Source organism: Kosakonia oryziphila, assembly GCF_900094795.1.
GTDB classification, from domain to species: domain Bacteria; phylum Pseudomonadota; class Gammaproteobacteria; order Enterobacterales; family Enterobacteriaceae; genus Kosakonia; species Kosakonia oryziphila.
This window is the reverse complement of the sequence record NZ_FMBC01000001.1, coordinates 196,010-213,431: the sequence shown is the minus strand read 5'-3', so window position 1 is coordinate 213,431 and position 17,422 is coordinate 196,010. Positions and strand designations below refer to the sequence as shown.

The 17,422-nt window shown below is 53.2% G+C and carries 15 protein-coding genes; 7 read left to right on the top strand and 8 right to left on the bottom strand.

Annotated elements, in window-relative coordinates; translation table 11 throughout:
* The first annotated feature begins 5 nt into the window (after nucleotides 1-5).
* Both panC and panD read left to right on the top strand, forming a co-directional pair.
* On the top strand, nucleotides 6-869 hold the full coding sequence (panC, locus tag GA0061070_RS01020) for a pantoate--beta-alanine ligase (RefSeq protein WP_090132881.1): 864 nt from the start codon (nucleotides 6-8) through the stop codon (nucleotides 867-869).
* A gap of 133 nt (nucleotides 870-1,002) precedes the next feature.
* A complete protein-coding gene (gene panD, locus GA0061070_RS01015; protein WP_020456583.1) occupies nucleotides 1,003-1,383 on the top strand; it encodes an aspartate 1-decarboxylase in 381 nt (126 codons plus the stop codon).
* A gap of 5 nt (nucleotides 1,384-1,388) precedes the next feature.
* On the opposite strand, the gene GA0061070_RS01010 is transcribed toward panD, so the two are convergent.
* From GA0061070_RS01010 to GA0061070_RS01000, 3 genes are all read right to left on the bottom strand, one after another.
* Entirely contained in the window at nucleotides 1,389-2,633 is a 1,245-nt protein-coding gene (locus GA0061070_RS01010; RefSeq protein WP_090132880.1) for a polysaccharide deacetylase family protein, read from the bottom strand.
* A 129-nt stretch (nucleotides 2,634-2,762) separates the two neighbouring features.
* On the bottom strand, nucleotides 2,763-3,533 hold the full coding sequence (locus GA0061070_RS01005) for an ABC transporter permease (protein WP_090132878.1): 771 nt from the start codon (nucleotides 3,531-3,533) through the stop codon (nucleotides 2,763-2,765).
* Nucleotides 3,530-4,456 (bottom strand): ABC transporter ATP-binding protein, encoded by a 927-nt coding sequence (locus tag GA0061070_RS01000; RefSeq protein WP_090132876.1) that lies wholly within the window; start codon nucleotides 4,454-4,456, stop codon nucleotides 3,530-3,532. Before GA0061070_RS01000 ends, GA0061070_RS01005 begins: the two co-directional genes overlap by 4 nt.
* A gap of 102 nt (nucleotides 4,457-4,558) precedes the next feature.
* On the opposite strand from GA0061070_RS01000, the gene can reads away from it, so the two are divergent.
* The gene (gene can / locus GA0061070_RS00995; protein ID WP_090132874.1) at nucleotides 4,559-5,221 is read left to right on the top strand and encodes a carbonate dehydratase; all 663 of its coding nucleotides are present in this window, start codon (nucleotides 4,559-4,561) and stop codon (nucleotides 5,219-5,221) included.
* A gap of 27 nt (nucleotides 5,222-5,248) precedes the next feature.
* Here the strand turns inward: can and hpt are convergent, their stop codons facing one another.
* Nucleotides 5,249-5,785: a hypoxanthine phosphoribosyltransferase gene (gene hpt / locus GA0061070_RS00990; RefSeq protein WP_051643997.1), complete on the bottom strand. Its 537-nt coding sequence runs from the start codon at nucleotides 5,783-5,785 to the stop codon at nucleotides 5,249-5,251.
* Nucleotides 5,786-5,989: 204 nt separating this feature from the next.
* Here hpt and GA0061070_RS00985 point away from each other — a divergent pair, with 204 nt between their 5' ends.
* Nucleotides 5,990-8,380 (top strand): glucose/quinate/shikimate family membrane-bound PQQ-dependent dehydrogenase, encoded by a 2,391-nt coding sequence (locus GA0061070_RS00985; protein ID WP_090132872.1) that lies wholly within the window; start codon nucleotides 5,990-5,992, stop codon nucleotides 8,378-8,380.
* A 136-nt stretch (nucleotides 8,381-8,516) separates the two neighbouring features.
* Here the strand turns inward: GA0061070_RS00985 and cueO are convergent, their stop codons facing one another.
* Nucleotides 8,517-10,103, bottom strand: a complete 1,587-nt coding sequence (cueO, locus tag GA0061070_RS00980; protein ID WP_090132871.1) for a multicopper oxidase CueO — start codon at nucleotides 10,101-10,103, stop codon at nucleotides 8,517-8,519.
* Between the two features lie 140 nt (nucleotides 10,104-10,243).
* Here cueO and GA0061070_RS00975 point away from each other — a divergent pair, with 140 nt between their 5' ends.
* The 3 genes from GA0061070_RS00975 to speD all read left to right on the top strand — a co-directional run bounded on the left by GA0061070_RS00975 (nucleotide 10,244) and on the right by speD (nucleotide 12,361).
* Nucleotides 10,244-10,591 (top strand): YacC family pilotin-like protein, encoded by a 348-nt coding sequence (locus GA0061070_RS00975; protein ID WP_090132996.1) that lies wholly within the window; start codon nucleotides 10,244-10,246, stop codon nucleotides 10,589-10,591.
* 94 nt (nucleotides 10,592-10,685) lie between these two features.
* Nucleotides 10,686-11,546, top strand: a complete 861-nt coding sequence (gene speE / locus GA0061070_RS00970; protein ID WP_090132869.1) for a polyamine aminopropyltransferase — start codon at nucleotides 10,686-10,688, stop codon at nucleotides 11,544-11,546.
* A 20-nt stretch (nucleotides 11,547-11,566) separates the two neighbouring features.
* Nucleotides 11,567-12,361: an adenosylmethionine decarboxylase gene (speD, locus tag GA0061070_RS00965; RefSeq protein ID WP_090132867.1), complete on the top strand. Its 795-nt coding sequence runs from the start codon at nucleotides 11,567-11,569 to the stop codon at nucleotides 12,359-12,361.
* Between the two features lie 28 nt (nucleotides 12,362-12,389).
* Here speD and yacL read toward each other — a convergent pair whose 3' ends face one another.
* The 3 genes from yacL to GA0061070_RS00945 all read right to left on the bottom strand — a co-directional run bounded on the left by yacL (nucleotide 12,390) and on the right by GA0061070_RS00945 (nucleotide 17,351).
* Nucleotides 12,390-12,752 (bottom strand): protein YacL, encoded by a 363-nt coding sequence (yacL, locus tag GA0061070_RS00960; RefSeq protein ID WP_090132865.1) that lies wholly within the window; start codon nucleotides 12,750-12,752, stop codon nucleotides 12,390-12,392.
* A gap of 316 nt (nucleotides 12,753-13,068) precedes the next feature.
* Complete coding sequence (acnB, locus tag GA0061070_RS00955; protein WP_090132863.1) at nucleotides 13,069-15,666, bottom strand: bifunctional aconitate hydratase 2/2-methylisocitrate dehydratase; 2,598 nt, start codon at nucleotides 15,664-15,666, stop codon at nucleotides 13,069-13,071.
* Between the two features lie 272 nt (nucleotides 15,667-15,938).
* Nucleotides 15,939-17,351 (bottom strand): hypothetical protein, encoded by a 1,413-nt coding sequence (locus GA0061070_RS00945; protein WP_244153020.1) that lies wholly within the window; start codon nucleotides 17,349-17,351, stop codon nucleotides 15,939-15,941.
* Nucleotides 17,352-17,422: the final 71 nt, after the last annotated feature.

The window sequence follows — 17,422 nt, the reverse complement described above, 5'->3', positions numbered from 1 at the left end:
CTGTTGTGTTGATTATTGAAACCCTCCCGCTGCTGCGTCAGCATATTCGCCGACTACATCAGGAAGGGAAACGCATTGCACTGGTCCCGACCATGGGTAACCTGCACGATGGCCATATGAAGCTGGTCGATGAAGCGAAAGCCCGCGCCGACGTGGTAGTAGTGAGCATTTTTGTTAACCCGATGCAATTCGACCGCCCGGACGACCTGGTGCGTTACCCGCGGACCTTGCAGGATGATTGCGAGAAGCTGAACAAGCGCAAGGTGGATTTTGTCTTTGCGCCTGCACCTGCCGATATCTACCCGCAGGGCACCGAAGGTCAAACCTATGTTGACGTACCGGGACTCTCCACCATGCTGGAGGGTGCCAGCCGTCCGGGGCATTTCCGTGGCGTTTCCACCATCGTCAGTAAGTTGTTTAATCTGATACAGCCGGATATCGCCTGCTTCGGTGAGAAGGATTACCAACAGTTGCAACTGATCCGCAAAATGGTTGCCGATATGGGCTATGACATTGAGATCGTCGGCGTACCGACGGTGCGTGCGAAAGATGGTCTGGCACTGAGTTCACGTAACGGCTATCTCACCGCTGACGAGCGTAAAATAGCTCCGGCACTGAGCAAAGTGATGAATGCCCTTGCAGAGAAATTGCAGGCAGGCGAAAGCGACGAAGAAGAGCTGATCGCCATTGCAGCCCAGGAAATCAACGATGCGGGTCTGCGCGCTGACGATATTCAAATCCGCGACGCCGACACGCTGGAAGCGCTCTCAGCCAAAAGCCAGCGGGCAGTGATTTTAATGGCGGCATGGCTCGGCCAGGCGCGCCTTATCGACAATAAAGTGGTTGAACTTGCCCACCAGGCAGGGTAAAAATTTCGCCAGAGACTCCATTCTCGTTAAGGCTTTTACGGTCTGCGGGAGTGAAGTGAAATGAGCATGCGGGGGAAATGCAGGATGCCGCCCCTCATTTTTAGCTGACTTATCCGTAATGAAGGTTTAACTCATGATTCGCACAATGCTGCAAGGCAAGCTCCACCGCGTCAAAGTGACACAGGCCGACCTGCACTATGAAGGCTCCTGCGCCATTGACCAGGATTTCCTTGAGGCGGCTGGTATTCTCGAATATGAAGCCATCGATATCTATAACGTGACCAACGGCAAACGCTTCTCAACCTACGCGATTGCCGGGGAACGCGGTTCCAGAATTATTTCGGTTAACGGCGCAGCGGCGCACTGCGCTGATGTGGGCGATATACTGATTATTGCCAGCTACGTTACTGTACCGGATGAGGTTGCCCGTAGCTGGCAGCCGAAAGTGGCCTATTTTGACGGCGACAACGAAATGAAACGCACTGCGAAAGCCGTGCCGGTTCAGGTTGCCTGATTCCCCTACCCTTGCGGCTGGTTACTGATCAGCCGCGCCATCGTTTCCAGCGAATCCGTTCTTAGCACATACAAACGCTTCAGCAAGAATGGGTTATCGCCCGGCTTCACTTTCCCGCGTACGGTCGTTACCGCCAGATGAAAACCAGCGTCATCGGCCGCTTTTATCGCGATGTCGTTATAACTGCCAAACGGGTATGAAAGATAGAGCACATGCGGGTTGAACTGCGCCAGCGCCCGGCGGGAGCGTTTAAAATCAAACAGAATGTTGTGGTAATTACGGCTGAGCAATATCGGGTGCATACCATCATCCACCCGATGCAGGAAGTGCGTATGCGACTGCACGTCAAACACGTCGTGCATGCTGTTCAGTTCCGACACACTCATAAACTGTAACGACTTTGGATCCCATTTCTGCGGCTTCAGTTTGATGCGCGATGAGATAATAAATGCTGTCGCTTTAAAACCGTATTCGCGCAGGATCGGATAAGCATAACGGTTGACCGATTTCAGGCCGTCATCAAAGGTGATCACCACCGAACGTGCGGGCAGGTTCATCCGGTTACGCACATAGCCTTCCAGCTGATACATCGACAACGTGGTATATCTTTGATCACGTAGCCAGTTCATCTGGTTAGTAAAAGCGCGCACCGACGTGGTAGTGGAGGTATGGCGAAAACGGATATTTTCCTCGTCGCGCAGAATGTGATGGTAGGTCAGCACAGGAATACCACTGTCTTCCTGTGCATCCAGGCTGCTTACCCAGGCCAGTCGGTTGCCGATGCGGATCTGGAACCAGGTCTGATTCAGGCGATCTTTCAGTTTATCAATAATCGGATAACGCAGATTTTCCGCCAGCGTACCAAACTGTTCGCTGCGGTTATCCGGTGCCGTATATAGCGGCGTATCCTGCCACGTGACCAAATTCTGGTTACTCAGCGGCTTATCAAGATCGCCAAGGCTGTCCTCAACGCGCTGATTACCTTTCACCTCGCTCAGATGGCCTTTATCGATAAATCCGCTGCCAAAGCCGAAGCGAAAGGCATAGTAATCCTCTGCGCCCGGCACTACCGCCAGAATTTGCCCGGCGCGAATATTTCCGACCGTCACCACTTTGTCGCCGACCTGCGCCCAGATATTGGCATCTTCGGTGGTTTGCATATAGTGTGCAGGAATGCGCTGTTCACTGACAATGCTGGCAGAAGTGCTACAGGTAATCAGCAGCAGCAGAAGGGTAATCAAGCGCGACATGAGACGAACCGGGTTGAGAGACTGTCATTAGTGTAACAAAACTACACATATTCAAAGGCCGGAATAAAACAAAAAATAGCCCGTTAAGACAAGCTGGCTCTCTTGTGCAGGAGAGCCAGCCCGAAGAGATTAACTGCGTAGCCCGCGGCCGCGATCAATCAAGTACCAGCAAATCAAATAGAAAGCGATGATAAATACCACCAGCACGGCAACAGTGGTGAACAGCGGAACGTCGGTAATGCCGAGGAAGCCAAAACGGAAGCCGCTAATCATATAGACTATCGGGTTCAGGTGTGACAGCGCCTGCCAGAACGGTGGCAGCAGCGTCAGGGAGTAAAATACCCCACCCAGATAGGTCAACGGTGTCAGCACAAAGGTTGGGATCAGGCTGATGTCGTCAAAGGTTTTGGCAAACACCGCATTCAGCAGACCCGCCAGCGAAAACAGCACAGCGGTCAGCAACAGCGTTAAACCGACAAACAGCCATGAATGCACCTGAAACGGCACGAAAAACAGCGAAACAGCAGTAACCAGAATACCGACACACAGCCCGCGCGCCACACCGCCGCCAACATAGCCTGCAATAATCACATGTGTCGGAACCGGCGCGACCAGCAGTTCTTCAATATTGCGCTGAAACTTGGCGCTGAAGAACGACGATGCGACGTTGGCATAAGCATTGGTGATCACCGCCATCATGATAAGCCCCGGCACAATAAACTGCATGTAGGTGAAACCGTGCATTTCACCAATCCGCGAACCGATCAGATTGCCGAAAATAATAAAATAGAGCGTCATGGTGATCACTGGCGGCACCAGCGTTTGCACCCAGATCCGCATGAAACGCTGGATCTCTTTGTACCAAATACTCTTCAGAGCCACCCAATAGAGCTGCATCATGCGAGTTCTCCTTTTCTGTCATGAACCAGCGTGACAAACAACTCTTCGAGACGGTTGGCTTTGTTACGCATACTCAGCACCTGTATCCCCTGTGCGCTGAGCTGACTGAAGACGCTGTTCACCCCCTGCTCGCGCAGCACTTCGACTTCCAGCGTGGAAGTATCCACCAGACGGTACTGGTACCCATCCAGCTTCGGCAACGGGCTCTTCGGCGCCAAATCGAGAATAAAAGTTTCCGATTTCAGTTTGGAGAGCAGCGCTTTCATCGAGGTGTTTTCGATCAAATCACCGCGCTGAATGATGCCGATATTGCGGCACAGCATCTCCGCCTCTTCCAGATAGTGGGTGGTGAGGATAATGGTGGTGCCTTTATCGTTCAGATCTTTCAGAAAGCCCCACATGGAACGACGCAGTTCAATATCCACGCCTGCCGTCGGCTCATCGAGAATCAGCAGTTTCGGTTCATGCATCAGTGCGCGGGCGATCATCAGGCGACGCTTCATACCGCCGGAGAGCATCCGCGCGCGTTCATTGCGTTTTTCCCACAAATCGAGCTGGTTCAGGTATTTTTCGCTGCGCACCAGCGCTTCTTTGCGATCCACACCGTAGTAGCCCGCCTGGTTCACCACGATCTGCTGGACGGTTTCAAACGGGTTAAAGTTAAACTCCTGCGGGACCAGCCCCAGCTGGCGTTTGGCGTTGACCACGTCTTTTTCCAGGTCATAGCCAAAGACACTGACGCGTCCAGACGTTTTATTGACCAGAGAACTGATGATGCCGATGGTAGTGGATTTCCCTGCGCCATTTGGCCCAAGAAGTGCATAGAAATCCCCGGCTTCTACTTTCAGGTCAATACCGCGCAGCGCCTGAACGCCGCCCGGATAAGTTTTTTTAAGCTGCTCAAGCTCCAGTGCAATGGTCATGAAATATCGCTTACCTTTTTTACACTCGATGTGTAGTTTTAAAAGAGGAAGAGTTCACCTATATTAGCGCAACGCGTCAACCGTTACAGGTCATCCACTTCCATGAAAGACATAGATACACTCATCAGCAATAACGCACTATGGTCAAAAATGCTGGTGGAAGAAGATCCCGGTTTTTTTGCCACACTGGCACAAGCGCAAAAACCGCGTTTCCTCTGGATTGGATGCTCCGATTCCCGCGTACCGGCCGAGCGACTTACCGGCCTCGAACCTGGCGAACTGTTTGTTCACCGTAATGTCGCCAACCTGGTGATTCATACCGATCTGAACTGCCTCTCCGTTGTGCAGTACGCGGTGGACGTGCTGGAAGTCGAACACATCATCATCTGCGGGCACTACGGCTGCGGCGGCGTGCAGGCGGCGGTTGAAAATCCTGAGCTTGGGCTTATCGACAACTGGCTGCTACACATCCGCGATATCTGGTTTAAACATAGCTCGCTGCTCGGCGAGATACCGGCAGAGCGCCGCTTCGATACCCTATGCGAACTGAACGTCATGGAACAGGTTTACAACTTGGGGCATTCAACGATCATGCGATCCGCCTGGAAACGCGGTCAGAAAGTGACAATTCACGGCTGGGCCTACGGCATTCACGACGGCCTGCTGCGCGATCTGGAAGTGAGCGCCACCAACCGCGAATTGCTGGAGCAGCGTTATCGCCAGGGCGTTTCCAACCTCAGCAAGAAACACAACAACCACAAATAATCATTCGGGGCCAGTGGCCCCGACTTTTTATTCGTCCAGCAGAACCACTTTGCCGACATACGGCAGATGGCGGTAGCGCTGGGCGTAATCAATCCCGTAGCCCACTACAAACTCGTCCGGAATCGCAAAGCCGACGAACTCCACCGGCACGTCCACTTCACGGCGGGAAGGTTTATCCAGCAGCGTACAGATCGCCAGCGATTTCGGTTCGCGCAGGCTAAGAATTTCACGCACTTTCGACAGTGTATTGCCGGAGTCAATAATATCTTCGACGATCAACACATCTTTACCACGAATATCTTCATCAAGATCTTTCAGGATTTTCACATCACGCGTGGTGGACATACCGCTGCCGTAGCTGGAGGCGGTCATAAAATCGACTTCGTGAGAAACCTGCACTTCACGGCACAAATCCGCCATGAACATAAATGATCCGCGCAGCAGACCCACCAGCACCATTTCGCTGCCGCTATCTTTGTAACGCTCAGTGATTTGACGACCCAGCTCAGCGATACGCGCTTTGATCTCCGCTTCCGGGATCATCACTTCCACAGTGTGTTTCATTTTACTAACCATTTGATTTAAAGGGTAAATCACTCAACCCCAGGTAATTACCCGAAGTATTGAAAATTAAGATGCAAAGTATACCAGCAAATTGATTTCCATTGGCTATCGAACAAGAAAGCGCATTTTGTGACAACGATCACATTTGTTAATGACTATAATTAATTGCTATCAAAAATTTAACAATCTGGATGAGTGTCTTTTATGGCAGAAACAAAAAATCAACAGTCACGGCCTCTGATTACGCTGACAACACTGTTTGCAGCGCTTTGCGGGCTGTACCTGCTAATCGGCGGCGCCTGGCTTGTCGCTGTTGGTGGCTCCTGGTACTACCCGATCGCCGGTCTGGTGATGCTGAGTATCACCTGGCTTCTGTGGAAAGGTAAACGCGCTGCGCTGTGGCTGTATGCCGCGCTGCTGCTTGCCACCATGATCTGGGGCGTGTGGGAAGTCGGTTTCGATTTCTGGGCGCTGACGCCGCGAAGCGATATCCTCGTCTTCTTTGGCATCTGGCTGATTCTTCCCTTTGTCTGGCGGCGACTGGTTATTCCTTCCGGCGGGGCCGTCGCAGCGCTGGTGGTTGCCCTGCTGATTAGCGGCGGGCTCCTCACCTGGGCGGGCTTTAACGATCCGCAAGAAGTGAATGGCACCCTGAGCGCCGATTCAACGCCAGCCGCACCTATTTCGCAGGTAGCGGATGGCGACTGGCCTGCCTATGGCCGCAACCAGGAAGGTCAGCGTTACTCGCCGCTGAAGCAGATCAACGCCGAAAACGTGAAGAACCTGAAGGAAGCCTGGGTGTTCCGTACTGGCGACCTGAAGCTGCCAACCGATCCGGGCGAACTGACCAATGAAGTGACGCCAATTAAAGTCGGCGACACGTTGTATCTGTGTACTGCGCACCAGCGTCTGTTTGCCATTGATGCCGCAACCGGTAAAGAGAAGTGGCATTTCGATCCGCAACTTAATGCCAATCAATCATTCCAGCATGTCACTTGCCGCGGCGTTTCTTACCATGAAGCGCGTGCCGATAATGCCAGCCCGGAGGTGATCGCCGATTGTCCACGCCGTATTATCCTGCCAGTGAACGATGGCCGTCTGTTTGCCCTCAACGCTGACAACGGTAAGCCGTGTGAAACCTTTGCCAACAAAGGCATCCTGAATCTGCAAACCAACATGCCGGACACCACGCCTGGCCTGTATGAGCCAACCTCACCGCCGATCATCACGGATAAAACTATCGTGATTGCCGGCTCGGTGACCGACAACTACTCTACCCGTGAAACCTCTGGTGTTATCCGTGGTTTCGATGTCAACACCGGCAAACTGCTGTGGGCCTTCGACCCGGGCGCGAAAGATCCGAACGCGATTCCGTCGGACGAACATACCTTCACCTTTAACTCGCCGAACTCCTGGGCACCTGCGGCCTATGACGCAAAACTGGATTTAGTCTATCTGCCGATGGGTGTTACCACGCCGGATATCTGGGGCGGTAACCGCACGCCAGATCAGGAACGCTACGCCAGTGCAATCGTGGCGCTAAATGCCACCACCGGCAAGCTGGTGTGGAGCTACCAGACGGTTCACCACGATTTGTGGGATATGGATATGCCGTCGCAGCCGACGCTGGCGGATATTACCGTTAACGGCAAAACCATTCCGGTCATCTACGCGCCAGCGAAAACTGGTAACATCTTTGTGCTGGATCGTACCAACGGCAAGTTGGTTGTTCCGGCACCGGAAAAACCAGTGCCGCAAGGCGCGGCGAAAGGTGATTACGTCAGCAAAACGCAGCCTTTCTCTGATCTGAGCTTCCGTCCGAAGAAAAACCTGAGCGGCGCGGACATGTGGGGCGCCACCATGTTCGACCAGTTGGTGTGCCGCGTGATGTTCCAGCAACTGCGCTATGAAGGTATCTTCACTCCGCCGTCTGAACAGGGCACGCTGGTCTTCCCGGGTAACCTGGGTATGTTCGAATGGGGCGGCATCTCTGTCGATCCAGACCGTCAGGTCGCCATTGCTAACCCGATGGCGCTGCCGTTTGTGTCGAAGCTGATCCCACGCGGCCCCGGTAACCCGATGGAACCGCCTAAAGATGCAAAAGGAACTGGTACGGAATCAGGTATTCAGCCGCAGTATGGCGTTCCATTTGGCGTGACGTTGAATCCTTTCCTGTCACCGTTTGGTCTGCCGTGTAAACAACCGGCATGGGGCTACATTTCTGCCCTGGATCTGAAAACCAACCAGGTAGTATGGAAAAAACGTATTGGTACGCCGCAAGACAGTATGCCGTTCCCGATGCCGATTCCTGTACCGTTCAATATGGGGATGCCGATGCTGGGCGGCCCAATCTCCACTGCCGGTAACGTGCTGTTTATCGCTGCAACCGCAGATAACTACCTGCGCGCATACAATATGAGCAACGGTGAGAGACTGTGGCAAGGCCGGTTACCGGCCGGTGGCCAGGCAACACCAATGACCTATGAAGTGAATGGCAAGCAATATGTTGTCATTTCCGCAGGCGGTCACGGTTCGTTCGGCACGAAGATGGGCGACTATATCGTGGCCTATGCGCTGCCGGATGACGCAAAGTAAGTGAAAATGCCGGATGAGATTACGCATCCGGCATGCTGATTGTAGAAGCCCGGTAAGCTATAAGCTTCCGGGCTTTTTGCTTGATGGCGCTGCCGCTTATCTGGCCGACAGATCGGATGTTTGAAGGTATGGATTTTTACACCGTAAACCCTAACATCATGCCGGTATCTTCATGCTCCAGCAGATGGCAGTGCGCCATATAAGCATGCTCTTTCGGTGCATCATGCTGAAAACGGACTAACACTTCACTGCGCGCGCCATAGACATTAACGGTGTCTTTCCAGCCTGCACGATGTGCGACCGGTGGTTTGCCGTTCTCCGATAAAATACGGAACTGAGTGCCGTGAATATGGAAGGGATGCAACATCATGTCGCCCACGCCGGAAATCACCCAGCGCTCATCCTCCCCTTTTTTTGCCGCGAAAGCGGGCGTATTCATATCGAAAGCCTTACCGTTGATGCGGTTGGCACTGTGGAAATCAAACTCCTGCGAGCCGTGATTCATCTGACCATGGTCCATATTCATCATCTTCCCATGATCCATGTTCATCATCTGACCATGTCCCATTTGCCCGCTCCCCATCATCATCCCGGCCATCGCGCTATCGCCATATCTCTTCTGCAGCGCCTGCATGCCCATCATGTCGAGCATCGGATCCATCGATAACTGCAACGTCCGCTGCGTTAAGCCTGTCAGCGCAGGTAAACCCGGCACTGAGACCAGTGAATCCGGCAAAGTACCAGAAGCGGTAATCTGTAGCGGTTGAATATGTAATACCGGCTGCGGTTTATCGAACGGTACGACCGTCATCCCCATCTGCTGCACCGGCAGCGTCACAATATCAAAGGGTTTACCATCGCGCGTATCCACCAGCACTTCAAAACGCTCACCCATTAACATTGGCAGTTCGCTCACTTTAACCGGTTCACTTAATAAACCGCCATCGCTCGCCACTACATACAACGGGCGCTTATCACTGGTCGAGAAGTTCAGCGAGCACGCGTTACACCCATTCAGCAAGCGCAGACGCAGCCAGCCGCGCGGAGCGGCATGTTGTGGGTTGATAGCACCATTGGTTAGCAGCGTATCGCCGAACCAGCCGACTGCGGCACTCATCACATCTAACTGATAATCGATCTGCCCCTGCGTGGTAAACTTCTTGTCCTGCACAATGACCGGTACATCATCAATGCCCCACTGCGTCGGTAGCCGCAACTGGCGAATAGCGTCATCTTCTATTAGCACCAGCCCCGCCAGCCCCATTGCGACCTGATGGCCAGTTTTGCCATGCTGATGCGGATGGAACCAGCAGGTCGCGGCCTGCTGCGTGGGTGTAAAAGTAACAGAACGACGACCTCCAGCTTTGATGACTCCCTGAGGCCCACCGTCAATATCGCCAGGCACTATCAACCCGTGCCAGTGCACGGTCGTCTCTTCTGCGAGGGTGTTACTAATATCAACCGTCACCTGTTGCCCCTGACGCAATTGCAACGCTGGCCCTAACAGTGCGCCGTTGTACCCCCAGGTGGTGGCTTTGTTGGTGCCAAACAGCGTTTCTCCTGATTGCACCGTCAGCGCGATACGCCCTTGCGCATCGGGACTGAGCAAGGGGGGTATAGGCAATGCTGGACGTTCTGCGGCAAACAGCGGGCGGCTCCACAACGGTAGTGCGCTTAGCACGCCCAGCGTGGCGGAATATTTCAAAAAATCTCGGCGTTGCATGGCATTTCCTTATCTGTTGCAGACGATATTTTGAGCATAAACCTTTCCCCTGCCGGAAGGTCAAGAAAAGAGATAATAAATATCGTCGCCTTATGCGGACTGTGCTAACGTTTAAATTCCGTTACACCGTGGTAGAAATAATGAAGACGTTTTTCAGAACAATACTCCTTGGCAGCCTGCTGGCTGTCTCCGTGAACAGTTATGCGCTAAGCGAATCCGAAGCCGAGGACATGGCCGATCTCACGGCAGTGTTTGTCTTTCTGAAAAATGACTGTGGTTATAACAACTTACCCAACGGGCAGATCCGCCGTGCGCTGGTATTTTTCGCTCAGCAAAACCAGTGGGATCTCAGCAACTACGATGCATGGGATATGAAGTCGCTTGGCGAAGATAGCTACCGCGATTTGAGCGGTATTGACATTCCCACCGCCAAAAAATGCAAAGCGCTGGCCCGCGACTCCTTAAGCCTGCTCGCCTACGTGAAGTAAGCTGTCGACATGGTTAAACTCTGACCGTGCAACCACGAGCAGAGTTAGCTATTATGTTGCCCCCGTTTCGCGGGTGTTAACAAAGGAGCAACCAATGGCCGACAAAACGATGTGGCAAGAGACGCTGCATGACCATTTTGGTCAGTACTTCGCCGTGGATAAGGTGCTTTATCACGAAAAGACCGATCATCAGGATCTGATCATTTTCGAGAACGCCGCCTTTGGCCGCGTAATGGCACTGGATGGTGTGGTGCAAACCACTGAACGCGACGAATTTATCTACCACGAAATGATGACCCATGTTCCTCTGCTGGCGCACGGCCACGCAAAACATGTGCTGATCATCGGCGGCGGCGACGGCGCAATGTTGCGTGAAGTGACCCGCCACAAAAACATCGAAACCATCACCATGGTGGAAATCGACGCGGGCGTCGTCTCTTTCTGTCGCCAGTATCTGCCGAAGCACAACGCGGGCGCGTATGATGATCCGCGTTTCCAGTTAGTGATCGATGACGGCGTCAATTTTGTTAATCAGACCGACAAGACGTTCGACGTGATCATTTCTGACTGTACCGATCCTATTGGTCCCGGCGAGAGTCTGTTTACTTCAGCGTTCTACGCAGGCTGCAAACGCTGTCTGAATGCTGGCGGGATCTTTGTCGCGCAAAATGGCGTCAGCTTCCTGCAACAGGACGAAGCCGTCGGTAGCCACCGCAAGCTGCGCCACTATTTTAGCGACGTCAGCTTCTACCAGGCCGCAGTACCGACCTATTACGGCGGTATTATGACCTTCGCCTGGGCCACGGATAACGAGGTATTGCGCCATCTTTCAACCGAGATCATCGCCGCCCGTTTCCACAATGCCGCACTCACCTGCCGTTACTACAATCCGGCGATTCATACCGCAGCATTCGCTCTGCCACAATATCTGCAAGACGCGCTGTCTGCACAGTGACTCTAAGGGGGTGATAAAAATTGAAAAAGCTTAAACTACATGGCTTTAACAACCTGACCAAAAGCCTGAGTTTTTGTATCTACGACATCTGCTACGCCAAAACCACAGAAGAGCGTGACGGCTATATTGCTTACATTGATGAACTCTATAATGCCAATCGTTTGACCGAGATCCTGACGGAAACCTGTAACATTATCGGTGCCAATATTCTGAATATTGCCCGTCAGGATTACGAACCGCAGGGCGCAAGTGTCACCATACTGGTGAGCGAAGAACCGGTCGATCCGCAGTCGATAGACAAAACAGAGCACCCCGGTCCGCTGCCGGAAGCAGTGGTGGCGCATCTGGATAAGAGCCACATCTGCGTACATACCTACCCGGAAAGCCACCCGGAAGGCGGCTTGTGTACGTTCCGCGCCGACATAGAAGTGTCTACTTGCGGCGTGATTTCACCGCTGAAAGCGCTGAATTACCTGATCCACCAGCTTGAGTCCGATATTGTTACCGTCGATTATCGCGTTCGCGGGTTTACGCGTGACGTTAACGGTATGAAGCACTTTATCGATCACGAGATTAATTCGATTCAGAACTTTATGTCTGATGACATAAAATCTCTGTATGACATGGTGGACGTTAACGTTTATCAGGAAAACATCTTCCATACCAAAATGTTGCTGAAGGAGTTCGACCTGAAGCACTATATGTTCCATACCAGGCCGGAAGATCTGACACCCGAAGAGCGCAAAGAGATCACCGAAGCACTTTGGAAAGAGATGCGCGAGATCTACTATGGCCGAAATATCCCGGCCGTGTAACGCGCGAAGGGAGCAAGGAGGCTCCCGGTTAGCGTTGTTTCAGAAACTGACGATAGGCTGCGACCACCTGCAAAAAGTCTTCCACGCCGCACAGTGAGAGACTCTCTTCATCGTAGTAGCTCATTCCCTCTTCTATCTCATCGCCGGAAAACTCCAGTTGGTTGGCACGCACCATCACTTCTTCGCCATCCAGCCACAGCGTGTATTCATGCCCGGCACGCTGCCAGGATCGCTCGCTGCCTTTTACCGTTTTTGCCGCCTGCTCAACTTCGTCCAGCAGAGCCAGGTTCTCTTTCACTTCTTCATTGAACCAATGCCCAACTGCCTCATGCCCCATCGACATGCGCACCTTAATGGTTCCGGTGACATCGCGCAGAAATTCGTAATCCATAGTTGCTTCCTCTTGCAGGCCTGAAACCGCCTATGCAGTAATTATCGCAGCACAATACAAGAAAAACAGCGTAGCGACCTGAAGCGTTGCAAAATATCCGGCTGTCTGCGCAGAAATCGCTCGTCGGGCCGACACCCGATGGCCAATCGGTTTGAGACGGGCAAACATCGTCCCCGCGCCCGGTTAATGCGGCACGTAAGCAGCCTGGTTTTTTTATGAAAATGGCAAGGTTTGAGAAACTTTTTCTGCGCTTAAATGAAACTTATTTGCGCAGTGAGGCGGGGAGTAAAAGCCACCCCAAAGGGTGGCTTGTCACTCAGACGGCAGTCTGGAAAATCACACCGTCGGCTTTTTCGGTGTACTGATTAAGCTTGTCGAAGTTCAGATAACGATAGGTATCCACCGCCGTCTTATCAACCTGAGCAATATAGGTCTGGTACTCTTCCGGCGTCGGCAGTTTACCAATCAACGCTGCAACCGCAGCCAGTTCCGCAGAGGCCAGGTAGACATTTGCACCGGTACCTAAACGGTTCGGGAAGTTACGCGTCGAGGTCGAAACCACCGTTGCGCCATCGGCCACACGCGCCTGGTTACCCATGCACAGGGAACAACCCGGGATCTCGATACGCGCGCCGCTCTTACCGAACACGCTGTAGTAGCCCTCTTCCGTCAGTTGCGCAGCATCCATACGGGTTGGCGGTGCCACCCACAGCCGGGTCGGCAACTGACCTTTATGGCTGTCCAGCAGCTTACCGGCGGCACGGAAGTGTCCGATGTTGGTCATGCAGGAACCGATGAACACTTCATCAATGCTGGCACCCTGCACGTCAGACAGCAGACGCGCATCATCCGGATCGTTCGGCGCACAGAGGATCGGCTCTTTGATTTCCGCCAGATCGATGTCAATCACCGCCGCATATTCTGCGTCAGCATCGGCTTCCAGCAGTTGCGGATTTGCCAGCCATTTTTCCATGCCCTGGACACGACGTTCCAGCGTACGACGGTCGCCGTAGCCTTCTGCAATCATCCACTTCAACAGCACAATGTTGGAGCTCAGGTACTCAACAATCGGCTCTTTGTTCAGCTTGATGGTACAACCAGCAGCGGAACGTTCAGCGGACGCATCGGTAAGCTCAAACGCCTGCTCGACTTTCAGATCCGGCAGGCCTTCGATTTCCAGAATGCGGCCGGAGAAGATGTTTTTCTTGCCTTTCTTCTCAACGGTCAGCAGACCCTGTTTGATGGCATACAGCGGGATAGCATGCACCAGATCGCGCAGCGTGATGCCCGGCTGCATTTTACCTTTAAAGCGCACCAGCACCGATTCCGGCATATCCAGCGGCATGACGCCGGTCGCGGCGGCAAACGCTACCAGGCCGGAACCCGCCGGGAAAGAGATGCCGATCGGGAAACGGGTGTGGGAGTCACCACCGGTACCGACCGTATCCGGCAGCAGCATGCGGTTAAGCCAGGAGTGGATCACGCCATCGCCCGGACGCAGGGAAACACCGCCACGGTTCATAATGAAGTCCGGCAGCGTATGGTGCGTAGTGACGTCAACCGGCTTCGGATACGCAGCGGTATGGCAGAAGGACTGCATCACCAGATCGGAAGAGAAGCCCAGGCACGCCAGATCTTTCAGTTCATCACGGGTCATCGGGCCGGTGGTGTCCTGGGAGCCGACAGAGGTCATTTTCGGTTCGCAATAAGCTCCCGGACGGACACCCGCAACGCCACAGGCACGGCCCACCATTTTCTGCGCCAGCGAGTAACCGCGGTTACTTTCTGCCACATCTTTTGCCTGGCGGAATACGTCGCTGTGCGGCAGCCCCAGCGCTTCACGCGCTTTGGTGGTCAGGCCACGGCCAATAATCAGCGGAATACGGCCACCAGCACGTACTTCATCGATCAGCACATCGGTTTTCAGTTCGAAACTGGCCAGCAGTTCACCGGTTTCATGGTTGCGCACTTCACCTTTGAACGGGTAAACGTCAATCACGTCGCCCATGTTCAGTCTGCTGACATCCACTTCGATCGGCAGCGCACCGGCATCTTCCATAGTATTGAAGAAGATAGGCGCGATTTTGCCGCCCAGCACCAGGCCGCCGCCGCGTTTGTTCGGCACATGAGGAATGTCGTCGCCCATAAACCACAGTACGGAGTTGGTGGCAGATTTACGGGAAGAACCGGTACCCACGACGTCACCAACGTACGCCAGCGGGAAACCTTTTTTCGCCAGTTGCTCGATCTGTTTGATCGGGCCAACAACACCTGGTTGATCCGGTTCAATGCCTTCGCGGGCATTTTTCAGCATCGCCAGCGCGTGCAGCGGGATATCCGGACGCGACCAGGCGTCTGGTGCCGGAGAGAGATCGTCGGTGTTGGTTTCGCCCGTCACTTTGAAGACGGTAACGGTAATTTTTTCCGCCAGAGCTGGACGGTTAAGGAACCACTCGGCGTCGGCCCAGGATTGCATTACTTGTTTCGCCCAGGCATTGCCTGCTTTGGCTTTCTCTTCCACATCGTAGAAGTTATCGAACATCAGCAGCGTATGGGACAGCGCTTTGGCAGCAATCGGCGCCAGTTTATTGTTATCCAGCGCATCAATCAGCGGATGGATGTTGTAACCCCCTTGCATGGTGCCCAGCAGTTCGATGGCTTTTTCAGGGGTAACCAGTGGGGAGGTGGCTTCGCCTTTGGCGACAGCGGCAAGGAAACCCGCTTTTACATAAGCGGCTTCATCAACGCCCGGCGGGACACGGTTAGTCAGCAGATCAATCAGGAATTCTTCTTCGCCAGCAGGCGGGCTTTTCAGCAGCTCGACAAGGCCTGCCATCTGGGTTGCATCTAATGGTTTTGGCGCAATCCCCTCAGCGGCACGTTCAGCTACGTGCTTACGGTATTCTTCTAGCACGACGGTTCTCCTCGCTCTCATTGTCATAATGCGGCAGGCGTTTCTCTTCACGCTCCTGTGAGACAGCAGTTTGTAGGGTAAATCCGCGAACCGCGTCGGGCAGCATAGCAGGATTTTCAGGGGGTGTTAATCTGTTTACAAAAAAGCAACATTAAATACTTGCTGAATCGTTAAGGACGGAATAATGCAGGCTACAGAGGGTTTTAACGAAACAGAATCGACGCTAAAAACCATGAAAAACGGCTCCGCTGAGCCGTTTTGTTATGACAGGGTTATGCGGACTTCAGCAGCGAAAGCACGTTACTACGCGCATATTGCACCGGCATGATCGTTTGATCCACCAGCTCGCCGCGCACATATTTTTTCACCGTTTCACGGTTGTTTACTTGTTCGTTGTGCCCCACTGAAGCAAGCATCCCATGGCTGTTATAATTCAGCGTGGTAGAACTCTCTTCATCATTCTCCAGCAGATGATAGGTGTAGTTCTGTGACGACTTCATCTTATTCAGCGCCAGCGGAATCGAGGGATCAAGCGCTTCATGCCAGGCTGCGCTAATGTGGCTACGCGAGGTCTGTTTTACGCTTTTTGAACCGTCGCTGAGCACGTTTTGTGTCGTCGACTGGGATGCCTCATAAGAGAAACGATCTTTTTCATCTTCGCGCGCAGGGTTGGTCGATTTATCACTCTGCGTCAGCGACAGCGAGAAATCGTTCAACCCGCTCAGTCGCGACTGCCCGCTGTTATCAACGCGAATATCAGCACCAACCGTAAGTGCGGTACGCTCAGCGCTGGCGGTGGTGTTTAACGCGCGGAATACCGACTTCAGTGCCGCCATCTGATCGCGATCGCCATGCCCGGTCGAGCGAGCCTTATCAAACTTAGTATCGTAGGCGCTTAACGTGGCCTGCTGCTGAGCATAGTCACCAGCCAATGTTGGATTTGACAGGTCGCTGCTCACTTTCAGCGAGAAATCCTTATCCTGATAGGCGACATAGCGTTCGGTAGTGCTGGCATGGAAATTCAGCGACTGTACTGAAGTATCATCAGCGCGAACATCCGTTTTTAAATCCACAGATTTCAACACATTGCTGTCAAAGTTAGTTAGCCCGGAAATATCGATTTTCGGCGGATTTTGCCCCAGTCCGCTTAGCGCTTTCTCAAGCGATGCGCCCAGGTTCGCGACGGCTGCGGCTTCATCGTCATTCAGTGCTTCGCCGTCGGTTTTTAGCTCCGCCACAACACCATCATTTTTCTGCGCAATACTGAGGTGCAAGGTAGACCCCGATTGCGTCACAATATCCAGCGAAACCGCAGATTGCTGACCTGCCGCTCCCACAGTGACGCTGGCAACGGCGTGGGTGGCATCGGTACGACTCTCTTTCAGATTGTTTAGCAATGTGCTGCCAATACTGCCTAAAGGGGATAATGAGTTACTGTCGACGGCGGCCTGCAATAACCCCTTCATCACGGAATCTTGTGGTGAAGTCGCGCTGATTTTTTTCGGCGACAGGCTGTAGACTGCTGCAATATCAGACGTCTGGCTGCCAAACATCACTTTTGTCGAAGAGGGTGTTTCGACAGACGTGGCGGCACTGGAAGTTGTACGCACCGTGGTGCTCGCCAGGGAAGTTGACGCCACTCCCATTGCTGATGAGAGCGATGAGAGATTAAGTCCGGTGATCATGACGATAGAACTCCTTATCTCGCCAGGAATGGCTATAGTCGTTACTATCGGCAAAATCTGCGTAATATTTA

Coding starts and splice junctions, on each gene's coding strand:
- GA0061070_RS01000 (WP_090132876.1), bottom strand. CDS start 4,456: ATGACCATTGCACTGGAGCTTGAGCAGCTTAAAAAAACTTATCCGGGC.
- cueO (WP_090132871.1), bottom strand. CDS start 10,103: ATGCAACGCCGAGATTTTTTGAAATATTCCGCCACGCTGGGCGTGCTA.
- yacL (WP_090132865.1), bottom strand. CDS start 12,752: ATGGATTACGAATTTCTGCGCGATGTCACCGGAACCATTAAGGTGCGC.
- panD (WP_020456583.1), top strand. CDS start 1,003: ATGATTCGCACAATGCTGCAAGGCAAGCTCCACCGCGTCAAAGTGACA.
- can (WP_090132874.1), top strand. CDS start 4,559: ATGAAAGACATAGATACACTCATCAGCAATAACGCACTATGGTCAAAA.
- speE (WP_090132869.1), top strand. CDS start 10,686: ATGGCCGACAAAACGATGTGGCAAGAGACGCTGCATGACCATTTTGGT.
- GA0061070_RS01005 (WP_090132878.1), bottom strand. CDS start 3,533: ATGATGCAGCTCTATTGGGTGGCTCTGAAGAGTATTTGGTACAAAGAG.
- GA0061070_RS00985 (WP_090132872.1), top strand. CDS start 5,990: ATGGCAGAAACAAAAAATCAACAGTCACGGCCTCTGATTACGCTGACA.
- GA0061070_RS00945 (WP_244153020.1), bottom strand. CDS start 17,351: ATGATCACCGGACTTAATCTCTCATCGCTCTCATCAGCAATGGGAGTG.
- GA0061070_RS00975 (WP_090132996.1), top strand. CDS start 10,244: ATGAAGACGTTTTTCAGAACAATACTCCTTGGCAGCCTGCTGGCTGTC.
- GA0061070_RS01010 (WP_090132880.1), bottom strand. CDS start 2,633: ATGTCGCGCTTGATTACCCTTCTGCTGCTGCTGATTACCTGTAGCACT.
- hpt (WP_051643997.1), bottom strand. CDS start 5,785: ATGAAACACACTGTGGAAGTGATGATCCCGGAAGCGGAGATCAAAGCG.